Source organism: Microbacterium sp. W4I4 (genome assembly GCF_030816235.1).
GTDB lineage: Bacteria > Actinomycetota > Actinomycetes > Actinomycetales > Microbacteriaceae > Microbacterium.
Map to the genome: position 1 here is coordinate 239,143 of NZ_JAUSXT010000001.1, position 23,327 is coordinate 262,469.

19 protein-coding genes are annotated in these 23,327 nt (G+C 69.0%); 11 read left to right on the forward strand and 8 right to left on the reverse strand.

Annotated elements, in window-relative coordinates; translation table 11 throughout:
• The first annotated feature begins 45 nt into the window (after nucleotides 1-45).
• Genes QF046_RS01185 through QF046_RS01200 form a run of 4 tightly spaced genes read left to right on the forward strand, consistent with a single transcriptional unit; the run spans nucleotide 46 to nucleotide 3,641 of the window.
• Nucleotides 46-522, forward strand: a complete 477-nt coding sequence (locus QF046_RS01185) for a hypothetical protein (RefSeq protein ID WP_307365369.1) — start codon at nucleotides 46-48, stop codon at nucleotides 520-522.
• Nucleotides 522-2,735, forward strand: coding sequence for a bifunctional polysaccharide deacetylase/glycosyltransferase family 2 protein (locus tag QF046_RS01190; protein ID WP_307372615.1), 2,214 nt, complete (start codon nucleotides 522-524; stop codon nucleotides 2,733-2,735). Before QF046_RS01185 ends, QF046_RS01190 begins: the two co-directional genes overlap by 1 nt.
• Before the next feature lie 52 nt (nucleotides 2,736-2,787).
• The gene (locus tag QF046_RS01195) at nucleotides 2,788-3,105 is read left to right on the forward strand and encodes a helix-turn-helix transcriptional regulator (protein WP_307365372.1); all 318 of its coding nucleotides are present in this window, start codon (nucleotides 2,788-2,790) and stop codon (nucleotides 3,103-3,105) included.
• On the forward strand, nucleotides 3,102-3,641 hold the full coding sequence (locus QF046_RS01200; protein WP_307365374.1) for an SRPBCC domain-containing protein: 540 nt from the start codon (nucleotides 3,102-3,104) through the stop codon (nucleotides 3,639-3,641). Before QF046_RS01195 ends, QF046_RS01200 begins: the two co-directional genes overlap by 4 nt.
• Nucleotides 3,642-3,660: 19 nt before the next feature.
• On the opposite strand, the gene QF046_RS01205 is transcribed toward QF046_RS01200, so the two are convergent.
• Together QF046_RS01205 and QF046_RS01210 are read right to left on the reverse strand one after the other, a co-directional pair.
• On the reverse strand, nucleotides 3,661-4,683 hold the full coding sequence (locus QF046_RS01205) for an App1 family protein (protein ID WP_307365376.1): 1,023 nt from the start codon (nucleotides 4,681-4,683) through the stop codon (nucleotides 3,661-3,663).
• A gap of 46 nt (nucleotides 4,684-4,729) precedes the next feature.
• Nucleotides 4,730-5,386 (reverse strand): DedA family protein, encoded by a 657-nt coding sequence (locus tag QF046_RS01210; RefSeq protein ID WP_307365378.1) that lies wholly within the window; start codon nucleotides 5,384-5,386, stop codon nucleotides 4,730-4,732.
• 42 nt (nucleotides 5,387-5,428) lie between these two features.
• Here QF046_RS01210 and QF046_RS01215 point away from each other — a divergent pair, with 42 nt between their 5' ends.
• The 5 genes from QF046_RS01215 to holA all read left to right on the forward strand — a co-directional run bounded on the left by QF046_RS01215 (nucleotide 5,429) and on the right by holA (nucleotide 13,514).
• Nucleotides 5,429-6,772 (forward strand): anthranilate synthase component I family protein, encoded by a 1,344-nt coding sequence (locus QF046_RS01215; RefSeq protein WP_307365380.1) that lies wholly within the window; start codon nucleotides 5,429-5,431, stop codon nucleotides 6,770-6,772.
• Between the two features lie 112 nt (nucleotides 6,773-6,884).
• Nucleotides 6,885-9,377 carry a leucine--tRNA ligase gene (gene leuS / locus QF046_RS01220; RefSeq protein WP_307365382.1) on the forward strand — a complete coding sequence of 831 codons (2,493 nt, stop codon included), beginning with the start codon at nucleotides 6,885-6,887 and terminating at the stop codon, nucleotides 9,375-9,377.
• Nucleotides 9,378-9,485: 108 nt separating this feature from the next.
• Complete coding sequence (locus QF046_RS01225) at nucleotides 9,486-10,106, forward strand: helix-hairpin-helix domain-containing protein (protein ID WP_307365384.1); 621 nt, start codon at nucleotides 9,486-9,488, stop codon at nucleotides 10,104-10,106.
• Nucleotides 10,103-12,394, forward strand: a complete 2,292-nt coding sequence (locus QF046_RS01230; RefSeq protein ID WP_307365387.1) for a ComEC/Rec2 family competence protein — start codon at nucleotides 10,103-10,105, stop codon at nucleotides 12,392-12,394. The genes QF046_RS01225 and QF046_RS01230 overlap by 4 nt, the downstream gene beginning before the upstream one ends.
• 49 nt (nucleotides 12,395-12,443) lie before the next feature.
• On the forward strand, nucleotides 12,444-13,514 hold the full coding sequence (gene holA / locus QF046_RS01235; protein WP_307365389.1) for a DNA polymerase III subunit delta: 1,071 nt from the start codon (nucleotides 12,444-12,446) through the stop codon (nucleotides 13,512-13,514).
• A gap of 75 nt (nucleotides 13,515-13,589) precedes the next feature.
• On the opposite strand, the gene rpsT is transcribed toward holA, so the two are convergent.
• Nucleotides 13,590-13,850 (reverse strand): 30S ribosomal protein S20, encoded by a 261-nt coding sequence (rpsT, locus tag QF046_RS01240; RefSeq protein WP_307365392.1) that lies wholly within the window; start codon nucleotides 13,848-13,850, stop codon nucleotides 13,590-13,592.
• 242 nt (nucleotides 13,851-14,092) lie between these two features.
• Between rpsT and QF046_RS01245 the strand changes: the two genes are divergently transcribed.
• Both QF046_RS01245 and QF046_RS01250 read left to right on the forward strand, forming a co-directional pair.
• Nucleotides 14,093-15,466, forward strand: coding sequence for a GH1 family beta-glucosidase (locus tag QF046_RS01245; protein ID WP_307365394.1), 1,374 nt, complete (start codon nucleotides 14,093-14,095; stop codon nucleotides 15,464-15,466).
• On the forward strand, nucleotides 15,463-16,692 hold the full coding sequence (locus QF046_RS01250) for an MFS transporter (protein WP_307365397.1): 1,230 nt from the start codon (nucleotides 15,463-15,465) through the stop codon (nucleotides 16,690-16,692). The genes QF046_RS01245 and QF046_RS01250 overlap by 4 nt, the downstream gene beginning before the upstream one ends.
• On the opposite strand, the gene QF046_RS01255 is transcribed toward QF046_RS01250, so the two are convergent.
• The 5 genes from QF046_RS01255 to QF046_RS01275 all read right to left on the reverse strand — a co-directional run bounded on the left by QF046_RS01255 (nucleotide 16,643) and on the right by QF046_RS01275 (nucleotide 23,201).
• Nucleotides 16,643-17,365 carry an alpha/beta fold hydrolase gene (locus QF046_RS01255; RefSeq protein ID WP_307365399.1) on the reverse strand — a complete coding sequence of 241 codons (723 nt, stop codon included), beginning with the start codon at nucleotides 17,363-17,365 and terminating at the stop codon, nucleotides 16,643-16,645. The genes QF046_RS01250 and QF046_RS01255 overlap by 50 nt on opposite strands.
• Before the next feature lie 121 nt (nucleotides 17,366-17,486).
• Nucleotides 17,487-19,202, reverse strand: a complete 1,716-nt coding sequence (locus QF046_RS01260) for an ABC transporter family substrate-binding protein (RefSeq protein ID WP_307365401.1) — start codon at nucleotides 19,200-19,202, stop codon at nucleotides 17,487-17,489.
• Between the two features lie 141 nt (nucleotides 19,203-19,343).
• Nucleotides 19,344-21,287 carry an ABC transporter ATP-binding protein gene (locus QF046_RS01265; RefSeq protein ID WP_307365402.1) on the reverse strand — a complete coding sequence of 648 codons (1,944 nt, stop codon included), beginning with the start codon at nucleotides 21,285-21,287 and terminating at the stop codon, nucleotides 19,344-19,346.
• A complete protein-coding gene (locus QF046_RS01270; RefSeq protein ID WP_307365405.1) occupies nucleotides 21,284-22,216 on the reverse strand; it encodes an ABC transporter permease in 933 nt (310 codons plus the stop codon). The genes QF046_RS01265 and QF046_RS01270 overlap by 4 nt, the downstream gene beginning before the upstream one ends.
• Nucleotide 22,217: 1 nt before the next feature.
• On the reverse strand, nucleotides 22,218-23,201 hold the full coding sequence (locus tag QF046_RS01275; RefSeq protein ID WP_307365407.1) for an ABC transporter permease: 984 nt from the start codon (nucleotides 23,199-23,201) through the stop codon (nucleotides 22,218-22,220).
• Nucleotides 23,202-23,327 lie beyond the last annotated feature (126 nt).

Consider the following 23,327-nt stretch of genomic DNA (forward strand, 5'->3'; position numbering starts at 1 on the left):
GGCGACGCGGCGTACGATTGTCGCCGACCCGAGGAGCCCTTCGTCATGCCCGAATCCCTGCAGCGCACGCCGATCTTCGTGGACGCCGCAGGACGTCGTCTGCGATGGGTGCGCACTCTGCTGTGGTCCGTCATCATCGTCGCCGCCATCTACGTCCTGCTCGCGTTCAGCGCACTGCTGGGCGGACCGCGCATCGACGCGCCCTTCCTGCCTCAGCCGATCGTCGCGGATGCCCCGGCCCCGAGTCAGGGCCTCGACGCGCCCGCACCGGCGACCTCCACTCCGGCCTCCGACGCGCCCGGCTCGACGCAGCGCTCCGCGGACCCGAGTGACCCCCCGACCCCCGTTCAGACGGCCCCGGCCCGCTCGACGCCCCTGCCATCGACTCCCGCCGTGGAGCCGGCGCCGCAGCCTACACAGACGACACCGGGGCGCAGCAGCGATGCGAGTGGGACCGTGCGCGACACCAACCCCGGCGCCGCACACCGCGTCGAACCCACCGGAGCCCCCGTCCGTCCGTGATGCGACGAGCGTCGATTCCGCGGAGCACGCCGAAGGCGGGCGCCGTCGGCGTGCGCGCGCACTGGGTGACCCTCGTCGCCGTGCTGCTGGCCATCTCCGCCGCGCTGGTCGTGCAGGGTTACACCCATCACCTCACCAGCACAGGCGGAGACATCAGGCCGGCGTCGGCCGCAGCTCCCGCGCCCGAAGCCGCGCGCGATGGCGGGCCGGTCATCGACCCGCGCGACGGCATCGACGCGGTCACCCCCGCGTCGCGCACCGTGGCACTGACCTTCGACGACGGTCCGGATCCGGAATGGACCCCGCGCATCCTCGAGGTGCTGGCGGAGCATCACGTGCACGCGACGTTCTTCGTGGTCGGGACGGCGGCGGCCGAGCATCCCGACCTCCTGCGGCGGATCCTCGCCGAGGGGCACGAACTCGGCACGCACACTCTCACCCATGCGGACCTCACCGACGCGCCCGACTGGCGCTCGAATCTCGAGATGGCCGGCGCCCAGAGCGCGATCGCAGGCGCGACGGGCAGGACGACCTCGCTGTTCCGCCCTCCCTACAGTTCGACGCCGGACGCCCTGGACGCCGCCACGTGGCACGTGGTGCAGAAGGCGGGGGAGGCCGGATACCTGAGTGTGCTGTCGACGCTGGACAGTCGGGACTGGGCTCGCCCCGGGGTCGCCCGCATCGTCCAGAACGCGACCCCTCCCGATGACGCCGGTCAGGTCCTGCTCATGCACGACGGCGGCGGCGACCGCTCCGAGACGGTCGCGGCGCTCGACCGGGTGCTCACCCAGTACGAGAACGACGGGATCACAGCCACCACGCTGAGCGCCGCCACCGGGCTGAGTGATTCCACGGGCGCGAGTGATTCCAAGGGCGCGAGTGATACCAAGGGCGCGAGCGATACCGGAGGCGCGAGCGGGGTGATGCGGCCCGCGACGACCGCCGAGCACTGGAGCGGCATGGCCCTCATCGCGACGCTGTGGGGCAGCAGCGTCGTGATCGCGCTGATCGAGATCGCGCTCGTCCTCAGCGGAGTGGTGATGCTCGCGCGTGCCGTGCTCGTGCTTGTGGCGGCGCGTCGGCATCGCCGCCACGCACGCGACGCGTCGCGGAGGAGGGTGTGGCTTCCCGATGGCACCGTGTCCGTCATCGTGCCCGCGCACAATGAGGCGGCCGGGATCGAGGCCGCCGTCCGTTCGATCGCCGCATCCCGGCATCCGGTCGAGATCATCGTCGTCGACGACGGCTCCACCGACGGCACCGCCGACATCGTCGAGCGCCTCGGGCTGGACCACGTGCGCGTGATCCGCCAGTCCAACGGCGGCAAGCCCTCGGCACTGAACACCGGGATCGCCGCCGCGCGCGGCGAGATCATCGTCATGGTCGACGGGGACACCGTGTTCGAGCAGGAGACGATCGAACGCCTTCTGCAGCCGTTCGTCGACCCCGCCGTCGGGGCCGTCTCCGGAAACACGAAGGTGGCCAACCGCGGAGGCGTGCTGGGCGCGTGGCAGCACATCGAGTACGTCGTCGGATTCAACCTCGATCGCCGGCTCTTCGATGTGGCCGAGTGCATGCCCACCGTGCCCGGAGCGATCGGCGCGTTCCGGGCCGACACGCTGCGACGTGTGGGCGGTGTGAGCGATGACACGCTCGCCGAGGACACCGACCTCACCATGGCGATCTGCCGGGACGGCTGGCGCGTCGTGTACCAGGAGGACGCGCGCGCCTGGACCGAGGCGCCCGCCTCACTCGGGGCCCTGTGGCGACAGCGCTACCGGTGGTGCTACGGCACCCTGCAGGCGATGTGGAAGCACCGCGGGGCGGTGCTTCAGGGCGGTGCGGCCGGCAAGCTCGGGCGGCGCGGCCTCGGATACCTGCTGGTGCTGCAGGTGATCCTGCCCCTGTTCGCCCCCGTGGTCGACGTGTTCGCCGTGTACGGGCTGCTCTTCCTGGATCCGCTGCGGATCCTGGCGCTGTGGCTCGCGTTCCTCGGGTTGCAGCTGGGCATGGCGGTGTACGCGTTCCGGATGGACGGCGAATCGCTGAAGCCGTTGTGGACTCTGCCGCTGCAGCAGGTCGTCTACCGCCAGATGATGTATCTCGTGGTGATCCAGTCGGTCTTCACCGCTCTCGCCGGCACGCGTCTTCGCTGGCATCGGATGCAGCGCTACGGCACCCTCACGGTACCGCCGGTCGCCGCCTCGCACTGACGAATGCAAATGTACCTTGACGGGTACGTAAGCATGTGGGTACATTCGCTGCATGGACGCACTGCTGCACGCGCTGGCCGACGGCAATCGGCGAACGGTGCTGGACATCCTGCGAGATCGTCCGGCGACTGCCGGCGAACTGGCCGAGGCCCTTCCGATCGCCCGGCCGGGAGTCTCCCGGCATCTCCGGGTGCTGCGGGAGGCGGGGCTGGTCGAGGTGCAGCATGACGCCCAGCGTCGCATCTACCACCTGCGCCCGGAGGCTCTGGTCGAAGTGGACGACTGGCTGGGGACCTATCGCGCGCTGTGGCAGCACCGCCTCGACGCGCTGCACACCGAGATCGCACGAGGAAGAAGGGAACGATCATGAACATCAAAGGAACGATGCGCACCCTGGAGGACGGGCGCGGCGCCGTCCGCGTCGAAGACGTCTACGACACCGACATCGACGATGTGTGGGAAGCGTGCACCATGCCGGAACGGCTCGTGCGCTGGATCGCGGAGGTCTCCGGTGACCTGAGGGTCGGTGGCGGCTTCCACGCGCTGTTCACCAGCACGGCCGACGGGGAAGGCACGGTGGAGGTCTGCGATGCGCCGCATCACCTGCTGCTGCACATGGGTGCGGACACCGATGAGCCCACGCAGATCGAGGCCTGGCTGACCGTGGAGGGCGATCGCACCCGACTGGTCGTGGAGGAGCGCGGCCTTCCGGCCGACAAGCTGCACTTCTACGGCGCGGGCTGGCAGGTGCACCTGGAGGATCTCGGTCGATGCCTCGTCAGCGGTGCGAGCGTCCATCCCGACGGCTGGTCGGCGCAGGCGCCCTCGCCGGCGTGGGACGAGAGCTGGACGGCGCTGACACCGGCCTACGAAAGCATCGGCGGCTCTGCCCACGTCGAGGGCTGAGCTTGCCCTCGCTCGCGGATCAGCTCGGGTCGATGAGGCCGACTTCGCCGAGGCGGTCGCGCAGGCCTGCACCGTCCTCCGCGCTCACCCACGGCACATCCTCGGCGATGTGCTCCGCCGAGGCTCGTCCGCCGGCCAGCACGGCTTCCGCGGGCAGCAGCCGGCGGATGGCGACGCCGGCGACGGACCCGGGATGCTCGCTCAGGAACTGCGAGTAGATCGCCTCGTCATGCTGACCGTCGTCGCCGATCAGCAGCCAGCGCACCTCGGGGAACTGCTCGGCCAGGCGGCGCAGGTTGCTGAGCTTGTGCTCGCGCCCGCTGCGGAACCAGCGATCGTGCGTGGGCCCCCAGTCGGTGAGCAGCATGGCGCCGGCGGGGAACAGGTTGCGGCTCAGGAAGCGGCGCAGCGTCGGCGCGATGTTCCATGCGCCGGTGGACAGGTAGACCACCGGAGCGCCGGGGTGGTCGCGGCGCAGCTGCTCCAAGAGCACAGCCATCCCCGGTACGGGGGTTCGGGCGTGCTCGTCGACCACGAAGGAGTTCCACGCGGCGATGAAGGGTCGGGGCAGAGCGGTCACCATGACGGTGTCGTCGACGTCGCACACCACGCCGAAGTGCTCGCCGTCGGCGACCACGAACACGGTCGCCTCGACGGGCTCGAGCCCCTCGACCGACATCGTGAACGTCTGCCAACCGGGTTCCAGGTCGGCTGCGATGACGGTGTCGACGACGCCGCCCCGGTCGGCGACCACATCGTGGGTGCGGCCCCCGATGTGGATCTGGACCGAGGCGAAGCTGACCGGGATGCTGACGAACGACCGCCAGCCGCGCACACCGGCGCCCTCGGTGCGGGATCGCTTCAGCGGCGGCACGATCAGCACACGGCCGACCACACGCACCCATCCGGTTCCCGCATACCCAGGGAAGGGGACGACGGTCGCCGAACGCCCGCGTCGGCGGGCGCGGCGCTCGCGCCAGACGTGGAAGCGGTGCTCGAGACGAGCGAACCAGTGGATCTTGGCCGCTGAGGCTGGGGACATCAGGTCCAGTCTTTCACGCTTCTCCACTCTTTCAGTCGTCACTCTTTCAGCCGTCGGAGTGCGGCTCATCCGACATGTGGCGCTCCTCGCGCCTGGCGATGATCTTCTTCACCAGCAGCAGCACGACGAGCAGGATCACGATGATGCCCACGAAGACGTAGCCGGCATAGTGCACGCGCTGCGAGAGCTCCTTGTAGCTGCCGGCGGCGCCGGCGGCGAGGCCGACGTAGATCGACGCCCACAGCACGCAGGCGGGCAGCGTCCAGGCGATGAAGCGGCGGTAGGCGTAGCCGCTCATGCCGACGGTGAGCGGCACGAGCGAGTGCAGCACGGGCAGGAAGCGCGACAGGAAGATCGCGATGCCGCCGCGGCGCAGCAGATAGCGCTCCGAGCGCGCCCAGTGCTCCTCGCCGATCCGTCGTCCCAGCCAGGACGCGCGGATGTGCGGGCCGGCCCAGCGCCCCAGCCAGAATCCCAGCGATTCGCCGATCAGGGCGCCGATGACGACGGTCACACCGAGCGCGACGCCCTGCCCCCAGGAGGTGACGCCGATCGCCGCGACGAGCACGATCGTGTCGCCGGGAACGACGAGACCGATCAGAATGCTGGTCTCGAGCATGATGGCCAGACCCGCCAGAGCCGTGCGCAAGACCGGATCGACGGACTGGACCGTCTCGATCGCCCAGAGCACGAAGTCGTTCACCCCACGAGCGTAAAGCCTCGGCAGTGGTCCTACGCTGTGAACGTGCCCGCACCTCGACCCCGCTCTGCCGTTTCCCTCGAGGCGCTGCCCCTGGAAGGCACCGCCGATTCTGAGACGCTCTTCGTCCGTCTTCTCGCCGATGAGCCCGCTTCGTTCTGGCTGGATGCCGGTGCGCAGGCGCGCGAGGGATGGAGCATTCTGGGCTGCGGGCGGATCGAGACCGATCCGGGCGCGGTGCGCGCGGTGAACCTGACCGGCACCAGCGCAAGCCACGACGACATCCCGTTCACCGGCGGCTGGGTGGGGTGGCTGGATTACGAATCCGGTGCGGCCGCTCTCGGCGCCCCGACTGCGGATGCCGCGACGGGCGGCGCCTGGATCGCGGCCACGCGCGCGATCGCGGTCGATCACCGGAGCGGGCGCGTGTTCGTCCTCGCCGAGCGCTCCGACCTCGCCGCATGGCATGCCGAGGTGAGCGCAGCCATCGACCGCACTCCGCCTTCACCGCCCGCCCCGATCTCAGCAGACCGCGAGGCCATCGCTCGTCACGGCGTGCGGGGGTATCTGCGGATGATCCAGGACTGCCGTGACGCCATCGAGCGCGGTGACGCCTATCAGCTGTGTCTGACGACCCGCTTCTCGGTGGACCGCCCCGCCGACCCGATCGAGGCGTATCGGCGCCTGCGCACGGCCACGCCCGCGCATCACGGCGGGTATCTGCGGATCGGGGAGCAGCACCTGCTCAGCGCCAGCCCCGAGCGGTTCCTCACGGTCGCGGACGGCACGGCATCCACCAGTCCGATCAAGGGAACCCGTCCCCGCGGCGTCGACGACGTCGAGGACGCCCGGCTCGCCGAAGAGCTGCGGACGGATGTCAAGGAGCGCGCGGAGAACGTGATGATCGTCGATCTCATGCGCAACGATCTCTCCCGCATCGGCGTTCCGGGCACGGTGCGGGTGGAGCGGCTGTGGGAGGTGGAGTCCTATCCGGCCGTGCACCAGCTGGTGAGCACGGTGAGTGTGCGTCTGCAGGACGGGGTCTGCTTCGGTGATCTGTCGGATGCGACCTTCCCCGCCGGCAGCATGACCGGCGCGCCCAAGCTGTCGGCGACCGGCATCCTGCACGGGCTCGAGCGCGGCCCGCGCGGGGTCTACTCCGGATGCTTCGGGCACGTGGGGCTCGACGGCCGGGTGGACCTGGCGATGATCATCCGCTCGATCGTCGTCACACCCGATGGCGCCTACGTGGGTGCAGGGGGCGGGATCACGTGGCTGTCGCGCGCCGAGGCCGAGGTCGTCGAGGTCGCCACCAAGGCGCGCGCCCCGCTGGCCGCCCTCGGTGCGCGGGTGCCCGCGGAGTGGGCCGCGGTCACCGACACGCGATAACCTGGAGGGGCCCGATATCCGGGCCGTCCCGCACCGTCAGATTGGCTGTTCCTTGTCAGAGCATTCGTCAGAGTCCCACGCACTGTCTTCTGAGGCGACACCCGCTGAGGCGATGTCCGCGCACGACATCCAGGGCAAGTGGCAGAAGTACTGGGCCGAGAACGAGACGTTCCGCGCCGGCGGCGCGGATGACGACCGCCCGCGCAAGTACATCCTCGGCATGTTCCCGTACCCCTCCGGCGACCTGCACATGGGGCACGCGATCAACTACCTGTATCCCGACATCGTGGCGCGGTACTGGCGTCACCGCGGGCACAACGTGCTCAACCCGATCGGCTGGGACTCGTTCGGCCTGCCCGCCGAGAACGCGGCCATCAAGCGCGGTGCGGACCCGCGCGAGTGGACCTACAAGAACATCGACCAGCACAAGGCCGGCTTCCGCGGCTACGGCATGTCGTACGACTGGTCGCGCGTGCTGCACACCTCCGATCCGGAGTACTACCGCTGGAACCAGTGGCTGTTCCTGAAGCTGCACGAGCGCGGCCTGGCATACCGCAGGAAGAGCGCCGTGAACTGGTGCCCGAACGACCAGACGGTGCTCGCCAACGAGCAGGTCGTCGACGGCCGTTGCGAGCGCTGCGGCGCCGAGGTCGTGAAGAAGAAGCTCACCCAGTGGTACTTCAAGATCACCGACTACGCCGACCGGCTGCTGGATGACCTGGACGGCCTCGAGGGGCACTGGCCGCACAAGGTGCTGCAGATGCAGCGCAACTGGATCGGCCGCTCCATCGGCGCGGACGTCGACTTCCACATCGAGGGCCGTGAGGCCCCGGTGACCGTGTTCTCCACGCGTCCCGACACCCTGCACGGCGCCACGTTCTTCGTGGTCGCCCCCGACGCCGACCTGGCCGCGGAGCTGGCATCCGGGGCTTCGGCCGAGGTGCGCGCGCGCTTCCAGGACTACCTGGAGACGGTGCAGAAGCAGACCGAGATCGAGCGGCAGTCCACCGACCGGCCCAAGACCGGCGTGTTCCTCGAGCGCTACGCCATCAACCCCGTCAACGGCGAGAAGCTGCCGATCTGGGCCGCCGATTACGTGCTGGCCGACTACGGCCACGGCGCGGTGATGGCCGTGCCCGCGCACGACCAGCGCGACCTGGACTTCGCTCGCGCCTTCGATCTGCCGGTGAGGATCGTGGTGGACACGACCGTCGACGGCGGCGCGAACGAGGGCGGCGACCTGGCCGAGCTGGATCCCGCCGTCACCGGTACGGCGCTGGTCGGCAACGGCCGGATGACCGGCTCCGGCGAGCTGGACGGTCTCGACAAGGTCGCCGCGATCGCGGCGACCATCGAGCGCATGGAGGCCGCCGGCACCGGTCGCGCGGCGAAGAACTTCCGCCTGCGCGACTGGCTGATCTCCCGTCAGCGCTTCTGGGGCACCCCGATCCCGATGCTGCACCTGCAGGACGGTTCGGTCGTTCCGGTGGCCGAGGACCGCCTGCCGGTCACTCTGCCGAGCGTGGAGGGACTGGATCTGCGTCCCAAGGGCACGTCGCCGCTGGGAGCGGCCGAGTCGTGGGTGCGCACGGTGGACTCGGCATCCGGCGAGCCGGCGCTGCGCGACACCGACACCATGGACACGTTCGTGGACAGCTCCTGGTACTTCCTGCGCTTCCTCTCGCCGAACAGCGATCAGTTCGCGTTCGACCCCGAAGAGGCCAAGCGCTGGGCGCCGGTGGACGGCTACTTCGGCGGCGTCGAGCACGCGATCCTGCACCTGCTGTACGCGCGGTTCATCACCAAGGTCCTGCACGACATGGGCCTGATCGACTTCGACGAGCCGTTCACCAACCTGGTCAACCAGGGCATGGTGATCATGGACGGCGCGAAGATGTCCAAGAGCAAGGGCAACCTCGTCGAACTGTCCGACCTGCTCGGCCGGTACGGGGCGGACGCCCTGCGCCTGGGCCTGGCATTCGCAGGCCCGGTGGAGGACGACAAGGAGTGGAACGGCGTGTCCATCTCGGGTGCGCACAAGTTCCTCTCCCGCGTGCTGCGCGTCGGCGACGAGACGTCCGGCCCGGTGGGTGCGGATGCCGCCACCGGAGATGCCGGACTCCGCCGCATCACGCACCGACTGCTCGCGGATGCGCCCGGACTGCTGGAGCAGACCAAGTTCAACGTGCTGGTCGCCCGTCTGATGGAGCTGGTCAACGGCATCCGCAAGACCATCGACACCGGTGCCGGCGCGGCGGATCCCGCCGTGCGCGAGGCCGCCGAGACCGTCGCACTGATGCTGGAGCCGATCACCCCGCACACCGCGGAGGAGCTGTGGGCGCGGCTCGGACACGAGCCGTCCGTCAGCGCCGTTCCGTGGCCGGATGCCGACCCCGCGCTGCTCGTTCAGGACACCGTCACCACGGCCGTGCAGGTGGGCGGCAAGGTGCGCGCGACGATCGACGTGCCCGCCGACATCTCGGATGCCGAGCTGGAGGCCGCGGCCCGTGCCGACGAGCGCGTGCAGCGGGCCCTGGAGGGCAAGGAGATCGTGCGGGTGATCGTGCGCGCTCCGAAGATCGTGAACTTCGCCGTCAAGGGCTGAGACCCCTGGATCAAGAGAACTCCTGCACATCCCCGCGATGTGCAGGAGTTCTCCACATCCGCCGGGAAGCGCCGTTCGAGCGTCGCAGCGGATGCGTAGCGTGACGGAGTGCCCGCCTCGGAACCGACAGACGCCCCGTCGCGTCCGCGTCTGCGGCTCGGGATCGGCGCGGCCATCACCCTCGGGCTCGTGGTGCTCTCCGCGGCCGTCGGCTGGGGGATCCTGCGCGGGCAGGCCGCCCCGATGGACGCCATCGCGCTCGATGACGGCAGCGACAGCAGCGAGGTGACGGTCGATTCCGGCGGCGGACTGTACGTGCACGTGCTCGGCGAGGTCGCGCACCCCGGGCTGTACATCCTCGATCCGGATGCGCGCCTGGTCGACGCCCTGGCCGCGGCCGGCGGCACGCTGGAGACCGCCGACCTGAAGGCGGTGAACCTCGCCCGTCCGCTCAGCGACGGGGAGCAGGTGGTCGTTCCCGGGCAGGGCGAGGAGACGGCGGCGGGTGTCACTGGCGCCTCCGCGGTCGGCGCGGACGGCACGATCGACCTGAACGCCGCGACGCTGGCCGACCTGGAGACGCTTCCGCGGATCGGACCGGCTCTCGCGCAGCGCATCATCGACTGGCGTGAGGAGAACGGCCGGTTCCGCGCTGTCGAGGACCTCATGGCCGTGCCTGGCATCGGGGAGAAGCTGCTCGCGGGCCTCCAGGGCAAGGTGCGGGTGTGAAGGACCTGCGCACGAGCCTGCTGGCGGTCATCCTCTGGGCGTCCGCGCTGCTGTGCATCCAGCTGCCGATGATCGCCCTGCCGATGGCGGGCGCATGCGGCACCGGAGCGGTGCTGGCACTGGTCGCCTGCCGCGTGACGCGGGCGAGCGGCCTGCGGATGAACGGGCTGGTCGTGCTGACCCTGCTGTGCTGCTGCGCCGTCGGGCTGAGCGTCGCCGCGGCCCAGCCGCAGCGCGCGGTGCTCGGCGAGTCCGACGGGCGGGCTGTGGCGGCGATCGTGACGGTGTCGTCCTCGACATCCGTGGGTTCCGACGGACGCCTCTGGTTCGATGCGCAGACGATTCGGTTCGGCGCGCCGGGAGACATGGATCCGATCAGTGCGTCCGTGCGGATCGGAGTGGACCCCGTGGACGGCGTGGACCTGGGCGCCGTGGTGGAGGTGAGCGGGCAGGCCAAGGGAACCGAGCCCTCCGAGCAGGCTGGCCTGGTGATCTTCGCCACCGACGCGGAGGTCGTGTCGCCGGCATCCGGGATCTTCGCGATCGCGGCGAGCACGCGGGCGGAGTTCGTCGCCCGTGCCACCCGGCTGCCCGAGCCGGGCGCCGGCTTGCTGCCCGGCCTGGCGGTCGGCGACACCAGGGCGGTCTCCGAGCAGCTGAACGCGGCGATGCTGGCATCCGGGCTCAGTCACCTGACGGCGGTCAGCGGAGCGAACTGCATGATCGTCGTCGCGGCCGTGTTCTGGCTCGTCTCCCTCGCGGGCGGAAGCCGATTGCTGCGGGTGGCGCTGTCGCTGCTCGCGCTGGGCGCGTTCGTCGTGCTCGTCACTCCGGAGGCGAGCGTCGTGCGCGCGGCGGTGATGGCGGCGCTGGCGATGCTGAGCGTGCTGCTGGGGCGCCCCAGCGCAGGGCTGGCGATGCTCTCGCTGGCCGTGTGCGGCCTGCTGATCGCCGATCCCTGGTTCGCCGCCTCACCAGGCTTCGCGCTGTCGGCCGCCGCGACAGCGGCGCTGCTGGTGCTGTCCCGACCGCTGCTGCGGGGTCTGGGGCGATGGATGCCGGTGCCGCTCGCGCTCGCACTGTCGGTGCCGCTGGCGGCTCAGGTGGTGTGCGGGCCGATCATCGCGCTGTTCTCGGAGCAGCAGTCGCTCGTCGGCGTCGCCGCGAACCTCATCGCCGCGCCGGCCGCACCGATCGCCACGGTGATCGGGCTGCTGGCCTGTCTGACCTCGGCGGTGCCGGCGGTGGCCGATCTGCTGGCCGCGGCGGCCTGGCTGCCCGCCGCGTGGATCGACATGACGGCGACCGTCAGCGCCGGGCTTCCCGGCGCCACGATCGCCGTGGTCGCGGGCCCGGTCGCGGCGATGCTCGTCGGTGTGATCAGCACGGCCGCCACCGTCGTGCTCGTCTGGCCGCGGTCGCGGAGGCTGCGGACGGCCTCCGTGGTCGTCCTGGTCGTCGCTCTGGGGCTCGGCGGGTCTCGGATGCTCCTGGACGGTCCGCTGGCGAGGCTGACGAGTCCGGGGGAGTGGACCATCGCGATGTGCGACATCGGACAGGGGGATGCCGTGCTCATCCGCTCCGCCGACCGGATCGCACTCATCGACACCGGGCCCGATCCGGACGCGCTGCGGTCGTGCCTCGCTCAGACCGGAGTCTCCCGCATCGATCTGCTGGTGCTCACCCACTTCGACCTGGACCACGTCGGCGGTACTTCCGCCGTGGTCGGCAGAGTCGGCACCGTGCTGCACGGACCGGTCGCCGAGGACGACGAGCACCGGATGCTGGCCGACCTCGCCGGTGCGGGCGCGACTGTGCGGGATGCGAGCATCGGCATGTCCGGCAGCCTCGGGGAGGCGCGCTGGAAGGTGCTCTGGCCCGAAGCGGACCCGGTGGTCTTCCCATCCGGGAACGATGCGAGCGTGGTGCTGGAGATCGCAGGCGGCGGGATCCCCCGAGCCCTGCTGCTCGGAGACCTGGGTGCGGTGTCCCAGCGGATGCTGCTCGCGTCGGGCCGGGTGCGCGGAACGTACGCGGTCGTGAAGGTCGCCCATCACGGCAGCGGTGACCAGGAGCCGGAGCTGTATGCCGAGGTGCGCGCGCCGGTCGCGCTGATCGGGGTCGGCGCGGACAACGACTACGGGCATCCGCGGGCCGAGACGCTGGCGTTCCTGGATGCCGTGGGCTCCCGTGCACTGCGCACCGACCTGCGCGGGCTCATCCTGGTCGGCGCGCGGAAGGACGAGCTGCTGGTCTGGTCGGCGAAGTCGCCGCCGGACGGCGGATGAGATCCCCATGGCACCGCAGGGATGTCGGCGCCGCCGGTAGGCTGGATCCATGGCCGCCCCTCGTTCCTCCTCCCGCGGATCCGGCGCGCGCGGCGGTGCTGCGGTGAAGGGCGCGAAGATCCCCCAGGTTCCGTGGCGCGAGCCGCGACCCGCGCCGATCGTGCTGGTCTCAGGGCCGGAAGAGGTGCTCGCCGAGCGGGCGGTCGCCGGTGTCCGCGAGTACCTGCGCGCGGAGGATCCCTCCCTCGAGGTCAGCGACATCCGCGCCGACGACTACGCCGCGGGCACCCTGCTCGGGCTCACTTCGCCCTCGCTTTTCGGCGAGCCGCGGCTGGTGCGGGTCTCGGGCGTGGAGAAATGCTCCGACGCGTTCCTGCAGGAGGCCGTGAAGTACATCGAGCACCCGCAGGAGGGCGCCACCGTCATCCTCCGGCACACCGGAGCCAGCGTGCGAGGGAAGAAGCTCCTCGACGCCGTGCGCGCCGGCACCGGCGACGGAATCGAGATCCCCTGCGCCGCCGTCAAGCGCGACGGCGACCGCGTGGACTTCGCGGCGGGGGAGTTCAAGGCGGCGCGCAAGCGCATCGCGCCCACGGCGCTGCGGGCGCTCGTCTCCGCGTTCGCGGATGACCTCACCGAGCTCGCCGCGGCGTGCCAGCAGCTGATCGGAGACGTCGAGGGAGACATCACCGACGACATCGTCACCAAGTACTACGGCGGTCGGGTCGAGGTGTCCGCGTTCGTGGTCGCCGACACCGCCATCGCCGGACGCTACGGCGAGGCGCTGATCGCGCTCCGCCACGCACTGGCATCCGGGGCGGACCCGGTGCCGATGGTCGCGGCGTTCGCGATGAAGCTGCGCACCATGGCGCGAGTCGCCGGCAACCGCGAGCCGAGCCGCCAGCTCGCCCAGCGCCTTGGCATGAAGGACTGGCAGGTCGATCGTGCGCGTCGCGACCTCAACGGCTGGAACGAGCGCTCGCTCGGCATGGCGATCCAGGCCACGGCTCGCGCGGATGCCGAGGTCAAGGGCGCCGCGCGCGACCCGATCTTCGCGCTGGAGCGGATGGTCGCCGTCATCGCGACCCGTGAGCCCTTCGGTGCACCCACGGGTTCCTGAGCACGCGGAACCCGCGCACGGACACGAAGAAGGCCCGCCCCGGAACGGGACGGGCCTTTCTCAAGCGATCGGAGCTCAGAGAGCGGCGACCTGCTTGGCGATCGACGACTTGCGGTTGCTCGCCTGGTTCTTGTGGACGACGCCCTTGCTGACGGCCTTGTCGAGCTTGACCGATGCGACCTTGAGGGCGGCCTCAGCGGCGGCCTTGTCGCCGGCGCCGATGGCCTCGCGGGTCTTGCGAACGACGGTCCGCAGCTCGCTCTTGACGGCCTTGTTGCGCTCCTGAGCCTTCAGGTTGGTCTTGTTGCGCTTGATCTGCGACTTGATGTTTGCCACGTGTGAACGCTTTCTGTCTGGATGATTATCGGATGCTGCAGACGAGAGAGGGCGCCGACAGCGGTCGTGAAGGACGAACCCACACGCAAGCCAAGAGTCAATGTTACCAGCACTCGGCCCCGGCGCCGAACGGAGGAGGTTCGCGAGCCTCGCGTCGGACGACCCGCACGGGATCCGGTCGCACAGAACGCGGTACTGGGTGCAGAATCGACGGTACCCGGACGACGACGTCAAGGAGAACGATGACCTCCCCGCACACTGCCCTCAGCGATGCACCTCGCCTGCGCTGGTCCACCGCCACGGCGGCCTTCCAGATCGAGGGGTCGCGCACCGCCGACGGCCGCGGTCGCTCGATCTGGGACGACTTCGTCGACCGGCCGGATGCCGTCATCGATGCGAGCACGGCCGACCCTGCCTGTGACAGCTACCGGCGCACCGCCGACGACATCGAGCTCGTGGCAGGCCTCGGTGTGGACCGGTACCGCTTCTCGATCCCCTGGGTGCGGATCCAACCCGGCGGCACCGGTCCCGCGAACCAGGCCGCCCTGGATCATTACTCTCGCCTGGTCGACGGACTGCTGGAGCGCGGCGTGACACCGTTTCCCACGCTGTACCACTGGGAGCTGCCCAGCGAGATCGAGGCCGCGGGCGGCTGGCTCGAGCGAGACACCGCAGAGCGCTTCGCCGACTACACGGCCCTCGTCGCCGATCGGCTGGGGGACCGGGTTCGCGGCTGGTACACGCTGAACGAACCCGCCATGACCACGCTGCAGGGTTACGGCACCGGCGAGCTGGCACCGGGGCAGCAGCTGCTGTTCGGCGCGCTGCCCACCGTGCACCACCAGCTGCTCGCCCACGGCAGGGCCTCGGCCGCGCTGCGCGCGGCCGGCGCCACCCAGGTCGGGCTCACCAACAACCACACCCGGGTCCTGCCCGCCAGCTCATCGGATGCCGATCTGATGGCGGCGTTCCTGTACGACACGATCCACAACAGGATGTTCTCCGAACCGCTGCTCGCCGGCGCCTATCCCGACATCGAAGCGCTCGGGCTGCCGCCGCTCCCGGTGCGGGACGGCGACCTGCAGCTGATCTCGGCGTCCCTGGACTTCTACGGAGTCAACTTCTACAACCCGACCACCGTCGCGGCGCCGCCCGAGGACAGCCCGCTGCCCTTCGAGTTGCAGCCGACGCCGGATGCGCCCATCACCGGATTCGGATGGCCGATCGTCCCCGATGCACTGCGCGATCTGCTCCTGGACCTCGCTCACCGGCATCCGGAGATGCCGCCGATCATCATCGGCGAGAACGGCGCCTCCTTCCCGGAGCCTGGCACGGCGACGAGGGTGCAGGACGACGACCGCATCGCGTATCTGAGCGCGCACATCGGCGCCGTGCAGCAGGCGATCGCACAGGGCGTGCGGGTCGAGGAGTACACGATCTGGTCTCTGATGGACAACTTCGAGTGGGCGGACGGCTACACCCAGCGCTTCGGCCTGGTGCATGTCGACTTCGATTCCGGCATCCGCACGCCCAAGGCCTCGTACGACTGGTACCGCGACCTGATCCGCGCCTCTCGCACCGATGACTCGCGCACTGATGACGGAGCCCGTCGATGACCGGCACCACTCGCAGGGGCGCCGGTTGGATGACGCTGTTCACCCTCGCCTGGCTCGCCATCTGGACGGTGCAGCTCACACCCGTCCAACTCCTGCTGCCTCTGCAGCTGGACACTCCGCAGGACGACTGGATCCGCGGCGTGGTCTCCTCGGGCCTGGTGCTCGGCGTCGGCGGTCTCGCCGGCATCGTCGCAGGTCCCCTCGTCGGCGCGATCTCCGACCGCTCGCGCTCCACGCGGGGGAGACGCCGCCCGTGGGCTCTGGTCGGCGTCTGGATCGCGGCCGTGTTCCTCGTGCTGACCGGTTTCGCGGACGGGCCGTGGCTGGTGGGTGCCTGCTGGGTGGGCGTGTCGATCGGAGTCTCCGTGGCATCCGCGGCATTCACGGCGCTGATCGCCGACCAGCTGCCGCCTTCTCAGCGCGGAGCCGCCTCCTCGGCCGTGGGTTCCAGCCAGGCGGTCGGGATCGTCATGGGCGTCGGGCTGGTCGTCCTGCTGGGGCTGAGCGTGCTCGCGGGCTATCTGCTCCTCGCGGCAGTGATCGCCGTCGTCGGCACCGTGACCGCCCTCCTGCTTCCGGACCCGCCCGCCGCCGCATCCGATCTGCCGCCGCGCACGCGGGTGCGGCTGGCGTCGCTGCGCGACCGGGACTTCGCCTGGATGCTCTCCGGGCGTCTGGTCGCCAACATCGGCAACGCGCTGGGCACGGCCCTGTTCCTGTTCTTCCTGCTGCACGGCCTGAACCAGCCCCACGCGCAGGCTCAGGACAATCTGCTCCTGCTCATCGTCGTGTACACGGTGTTCGTCGTGATCGCCTCGGTGTTCACCGGCATCCTCTCCGATCGCACCGGACGTCGTCGCGGCCTGACCGTCGCGGCGACCTTCGTGCAGGCCGCATCCGGGGTGGCCATCGTCGTCGTGCCGACCTTCGAGATGACCATGGTCGCGGCGGCTCTGATGGGACTCGGCTACGGCGCCTTCTCCACCGTCGGTCTGGCTTTCGCCACCGACCTGCTTCCCGACGAGCAGGACCACGCACAGGATCTGGGCATCGTCAACGTCACGGCGGCGCTGGGGCAGCTCATCGGGCCCATGCTCGGTGCGGCGCTGGTCGCGCTGGTCGGCGGATTCTGGCTGGTGTTCCTGATGGCGGCCGTGCTCTCGGTCGCCGGTGGGCTCATGACCGGGCTTGCACGACAGCCAGAGCCAGTCCCAGCACCGCATTGAACGCCTGCGGTCGCATGGCGGTCACCAGATGCGTCGTCCGCGGCACGAGGATCAGCTCCGCCTGCGGAGCCAGTCGACGGAACAGCCGCTCATTCACGCGCAACTGGTCGAACTGACCGTTCACGAACCACAGCGGGATGTCGATGCGTGCGACCGCCGCGGCGATGTCCAGTGCGGCGAGACTGCGCAGTGCGGCATCCTGTGCGTCCAGCGCATATCCGCCCGCTCCGAAGTCGGTGCGCGTGTCGAGGGGGATCGTCGCCGCCAGCACCCGGTCGCTGAGCCAGCGCCCACGACCCGGAAGCGAGTCCATCGCCCCGGCGAGCAGGCGGTAGGCCCGCAGAGCGGCGCCGCGGGGGAGGGCGCTGCACGACGCCGCCACCAGGCCCGCCACAGGCGGCGGCTCCGCTCCACCCGTGTACGCGAGCGAGAGCAGCCCGCCCATCGAGTGCCCGACCAGGAGCACGGGCCCAGCCTCTGCCGCCGCACGGACGGCCGCGTCGATCGTGTGCAGCGCCTCGTGCAGCGTGAAGTCCTCGTCCATCCGCGTGCCGTGCCCGGGCAGATCAACGGCCGTCGCGGGTACGCCCGCCGCGTCCAGATGGGCGAGCTGCGCGCGCCACATCGTGGCGGAGGTGCGGATGCCGTGCACCAGGACGACTTGAACGGTCACCCTCACAGCATAGAAAGGGCGGGCAGCATAGAAAAAGCGGGGCCGGTGGATGAACCACCGACCCCGCTCACTTCGACAGGCTCATTGACCCATGCGGGTCGCTCAGCCGATCAGACGGGAATTACTTCTCCCAGCCCACGTTCTCCACCGGCGTCACACCGAAGAGGTCGAGACCCACGTAGGGCTCGGGGGTCAGGTTGGCCAGACCCTTCTTGGCCGCGGAGATCGACGGACCGTTGTAGAGCGGGATCAGGCCCCACTCCTTGTAGATCTCGGCCTCGAGCTTCATCGCGGCCTCGGTCTGCTTGACCGGGTCGCTGATGGACTCGACCTGGTCGTGGATCATCTGGTCGGTCTCGGCGTTCTGCACACCGGAGAGGTTCAGGCCCTGGTCCTGACCGTAGAGCTGGAAGAACCAGGCGGCGCCGAACGGGTCGGACGAGGTGAAGCGGAGACCCGCGATGTCCCAGTTCTTGCCGTTGTAGTCCTCGGCGAACTTGTTGGAGGGACGGACATCGATCTTGACCTCGATGCCGATCTCCTTCTCCGACTTCTGGATCGACTGCGCGAGCGCCGCCTGCGTCGGGTCATCGCTGAAGATCGGGTAGACCGCGGACAGCTTGACGCCGTCCTTCTCGCGGATGCCGTCGGAGCCCTTCGCCCAGCCGGCGTCGTCGAGGATCTTGTTGGCAGCCTTGACGTCGTACTTCCAACCGGCCTTCTCGAGGGAGTTGGCGTAGCCCGGCTGGAACGAGAACAGCGTCAGCGAACCCGCGGGGTCCTCCGAGTAGTCCAGGCCGTTCCAGGCGATCTTCTTCTGCTGCTCGATGTTGATGGCCATGAAGAAGGCCTGGCGGACCTCGACGTCCTTGAACTGGGGCTTCTCAGCGTCCAGCTCGAGGATCGTGTTCGCGGTCTGCTGGGCGCGGTGGATCGTGATGTCCTTCATGTCCGCGACCTGCGCGAGGCGGTCCTTCGTTCCGACGCCCACCGTGTCGATCTCGCCGTTCTTGAAGGCGTTGATCGAGGCCTGAGCATCCATGCCCTTGAAGGTGACCTCGTCGAGCATGGGCTTGTCGCCCCACCACTTGTCGTTCGGCTTGAACGAGACGAAGTCGGTGTTCGCGTCGAACTTGTCGATCGTGTACGGGCCTGCACCCCACTCGGCGTGCGGGTCGTTCAGCATCGCCTTGTTGAAGGTCTCGGGGTCAGCGAGCTTCGGGTGGATGACGCCGCCGTTGAACGGCATCTGCGGCCAGGCGAACTCGCTCTTGAAGGTGACGATCGCGGTCTTGGGCGTGTCGCCCTGCTCGACCTTCTCGATCTCCTTGTAGCCGTCGATCGCGTTGGGGTTGAAGCCCTCGTCGTTCGAGCGGTTGGCCTTCCACGTGGCGTCGATGGCAGTCCAGTCCATCGGGGTGCCGTCGTTCCAGGTCGCCTTGTCGGTGAACGTGAAGGTCAGGACCGTCTTGCCGTCCTTCACCTCGTCCTTCCACTCGTCGAGGTAGTTGTCGTTCTTGTACAGCGTGCCGTCCGGCTGCATCAGGATGATCTGCGGCATGTACCAGGCTGCGATGCGGGCGGTGTCAGCGCTGGCGTCACCATTGAACGCGTTCAGCTGCTCCGGGACCTCGTTGATCGGGAAGTTGACCTTGCCGCCCTGCTTGAGGTTCTCGCGCGGCTGCGGGTTGTAGTCCGCGGCCTGGGTCTCGGGGGCCTTGTCGCCGCCCTTGTCGCCGCCGTCACCGGTGTTTCCGGTATTGGCTGCGCACCCGCTCAGTGCGAGTGCGAAAGCGCCGGTCACTGCCAGCGCTCCCATCAGCTTGTGCTGCTTCATGGTGCTCCTTTCGCCTTTCGGCGTGTCATAAGGGGAGATTAGTTCGCCTGACGCCGGATTCATCGCGTGGATGAGTGAATCCCGCCTAACCGTTATCGGACGGTGATCCGATGGTTACCTTGCCGAAATAACGGTTGCGATTCAGACGGTCGCGGGACGTGTGCTCATGGTCTCCGGATCGAACACGACGCGCTGACGCGTGCGCTCGATATCCGGGTCCGGCACGGGGATCGCGGACAGCAGCGCCTGCGTGTACGGGTGCTGCGGGTTGTCGAAGACCTCGTCGACATCGCCGTACTCCACGAACTCGCCGAGATACATGACAGCGACGCGGTCGGCGATGTGACGGATGACGGAGAGGTCGTGCGCGACGAACAGGTACGACAGTCCGAGCTTGACCTTGAGTTCGTCGAGCAGGTTGATCACGCCGGCCTGGATCGACACGTCCAGTGCGGACACGGGCTCGTCGAGCACGACGATCTTCGGGTTGGTCGACAGGGCGCGGGCGATGCCGATGCGCTGGCGCTGACCACCCGAGAACGCGCCGGGGAAGCGGTCGCGGTGCGCGGGATTCAGACCCACCAGGTCCATCAGCTCCTGCACGCGCGCGTGGATCTCGTCTCGCGACATGCCGATGGCCTGCATCGGCTCGGCGATGATGTCCGTGACGGTCATGCGCGGGTCCAGCGCCCCCATCGGGTCCTGGAACACGATCTGGATGTCGTGGCGCAGTTCGCGCTCGAGCTTCCTGTTGTGCAGTCCGTTGACGCTCGTCCCGGCGATGATGATGTCGCCGTCGGCCTGCTTCTCGAAGTTCATGATCTCGAGCAGCGTGGTCGTCTTGCCGGAGCCGGACTCTCCCACGATGGCCATGGTCTCGCCCTGGCGGACGTCGAAGCTGATGCCCTTGACGGCCTGGACCTCGCCCACCTTGCGCTTGAGGAACGCGCCCTTCAGCAGCGGGAAGGTCTTGACCATGTTGCGGACCTCGAGGGTCACGGGGCGCTCCTCGCGGGGGGTGCGGGTGAGCTCGCTCTCGTGCACGGGGACCGGCGGGTACACCGGAAGGCCGCCGATGAGGCCCTCGTCGTCGATCTGGTCGGCGCGGATGCAGGCGGCCTCGTGGAACTCGCCGGCGGTGGCCTCCACCGGAACCAGATCGGGCTCGCGCTTCCAGCAGGCCTCGATGGCGATCGGGCAGCGCGAGGCGAACGGGCAGGCATCCGGCAGATCGATCAGCAGCGGCGGGTTGCCCTTGATCGGGATCAGCGGCTCCTTCTCCGCCTTGTCCACACGGGGGATGGCACCCAGCAGGCCGATCGAGTACGGCATCCGGGTGTTGTGGAACAGCTCGTGCGCTGCGGCGTGCTCGACCGGCTTGCCCGCGTACATGACCATGACGTCGTCGGCGGTGCGCGCGACCACACCCATGTCGTGCGTGATCATGATCACGGCGGCGCCGGTCTCGTCCTGCGCCTTCTCGATCAGGTCGAGGACCTGCGCCTGAATGGTGACGTCGAGCGCGGTGGTGGGCTCGTCGCAGATGATCAGGCGCGGGTTGTTGGCCATGGCGATGGCGATCACGACGCGCTGGCGCATTCCGCCGGAGAACTCGTGCGGGAACGACTTCATCCGCCGTTCCGGGTTGGAGATCCCGACGACCGTGAGCAGCTCGAGCGAGCGGTCCCAGGCCTCCTTCTTCGAGAGCCCGCGGTGCACGGTGAGCGCCTCGACCAGCTGGTCGCCGATGGTGAACACCGGGGTGAGGGAGGTCAGCGGGTCCTGGAAGACCATGGCCATGCCGTTGCCGCGGATCATCGACATCTGCTTGTCGGACTGGCCGAGCAGCTCCTTGCCCTCGAACTGGACGGAGCCGGTGACCTTCGCGTTCTCGTCGAGCAGGCCCATGATGGCCAGCGACGTGACGGACTTGCCGGAGCCCGACTCGCCGACGATGCCGAGCGTCTTGCCGGCCTCGAGGTCGAAGGAGACCCCGCGCACGGCGTCGACGCGGCCGGCCTCCGAGGCGAAGCTGACCTTGAGGTCGCGGACGGAGAGGACGGTCTTCGAATCTGGTGTGCTCATGCGCGGCCTCCAGCCGCCGAGGTGGGATCGAGGGCGTCGCGCAGTCCGTCGGCGACCAGCGCCATCGAGACGGTCAGCAGCGTCAGAGCGAGTGCAGGGAAGTAGAAGAGCCAGGGCGCGCTCGTGACACTGGCTGCGCCGTATCCGATCAGCGAGCCGAGCGAGACGTCCGGCAGCTTCACGCCGAAGCCGATGAACGACAGGCCGGTCTCGGTCATGACGGCTCCGACGACGCCGAGCGTGAAGTTGATCACGAGGAGCGAGCCGATGTTCGGGACGAGGTGCCGCAGCACGATGCGCATTCCCGAGACGCCCATGTAGCGGGCTGCATCGATGTACTCGCGCTCGCGCAAGGACAGTGCCAACGTCCAGATGACACGGGCGGGGAAGAACCAGCTCACGAAGATCATGGCGAGCGAGATCACGCGCCAGTCGCCACCGGCGTCGTTGGACACCAGGGCGAGGATCAGGAAGGTCGGCACGACCATGAGGAAGTGGATGATGATCAGCGTGATCTGCTCGACCCGGCCCCGGAAGTACGCGGCCGCCGTTCCGACGATGGCAGAGAGCGCCGTCACCCCGACGGAGACGGTCAGGGCGATCATCAGCGAGCGCTGCAGACCGACGGCGGTCAGCGTCCAGTTGTCGTTGCCGCCGGCGTTGGTGCCGAACCAGTGCTCGGGAGACGGGCCGGTGCTGAGGTTCAGGAAGTCCTGATCGTCGAGCTTGTAGGGCGTCAGGAGCGGGACCACGACGGAGTAGATCGCCATCAGGATGAAGATGATCACGCCGGCGACGGCCGGCTTGTTGCGCATGAAGCGACGCGTGTACAGCGTCCACTTGCTGAGCTGCTTGGTGGGGATGCGCTCTGCAGTCGTGTCGGGGCCGACAGGCGGCTGCACCGTGGGATCGATCATTTCGGTGCTCATATCAGCTCACCCTCACTCGCGGGTCGAGGACCACGACGGCGATGTCGGCGAGCAGAGCGCCGACGGCCGTCAGCACGGCACCGAAGGCGGCGACGGCAACCACGCCGTGCACGTCGTTTCCGTTGATGGTGGTCAGGAAGTAGCGGCCCATGCCCTGCCAGGCGAAGATCGTCTCGGTCAGGATCGCGCCGGTGAAGATCCCGGGGATCGAGAAGGCGACCTGCGTGGCGACCGGGATGAGCGAGGTCCGCAGCGCGTGCCGGCGGACGGCCTGCTGCTTGGTCAGTCCCTTGGCGCGCGCCGTGCGCACGTAGTCGGCGCTGATGTTGTCGAGCAGCAGGGTGCGCTGCAGGAAGTGGTACTGCGCGTATCCGATGATCACCAGGGCGATGGTGGGCAGGATCAGATGCTGCAGTGCGTCGATGATCACCGGGAAGAACCCGGTCACCCCCTCGGTCGAGGAGCCGGTCACGTAGAAGACGCGGGTGCCGACCCAGTTGTTGAAGTTGATCGCGAGGATCACCACCGCGAGACCGGCGACGATGATGTTGACGTTCATGGTGACGATCGACACGCCCTGCCAGATGCGGTCCCCGAGCCTGTACTGGCGGGATGCGGTGTAGACGCCGATCCAGATTCCCAGCAGCGTGGCGATGATCGTGGCGCCGAGCACGAGCTCCGCGCTGATCCACATGCGGAACGCGACCTGCTCGTTGACCGATCCGCCCGTCGGGCTCATGCCCCAGTCCCACCGGGTGATGATGCCCGAGAACCAGGTCCACCAGCGGTCCATCAGCGGAACGCTCGCGTCGAGGTTGCGTGGCCGCAGCAGATTCTCGATCTGCTCGGGGCTCATCGGGGGTTTGCGGCCGACGTAGTTGCTGTGCGGGTCGAGGAACGACCACGCCAGGAAGTACGTGACGTTGGTCGCGACCACGATCATCAGCAGCCAGCCAAGGGTCCGGCGCACGAGATACTTGATCAAGGTGGTGATTCTTTCTCTTCTACAGCACGCGCGGGATCTGCCGACGCAACGCTGGGTCGGGATGACATTCAAGCATCATCCGCGCGATAACGCACACCGACAGCGCGGCAGGCTGTGATGCAGTCC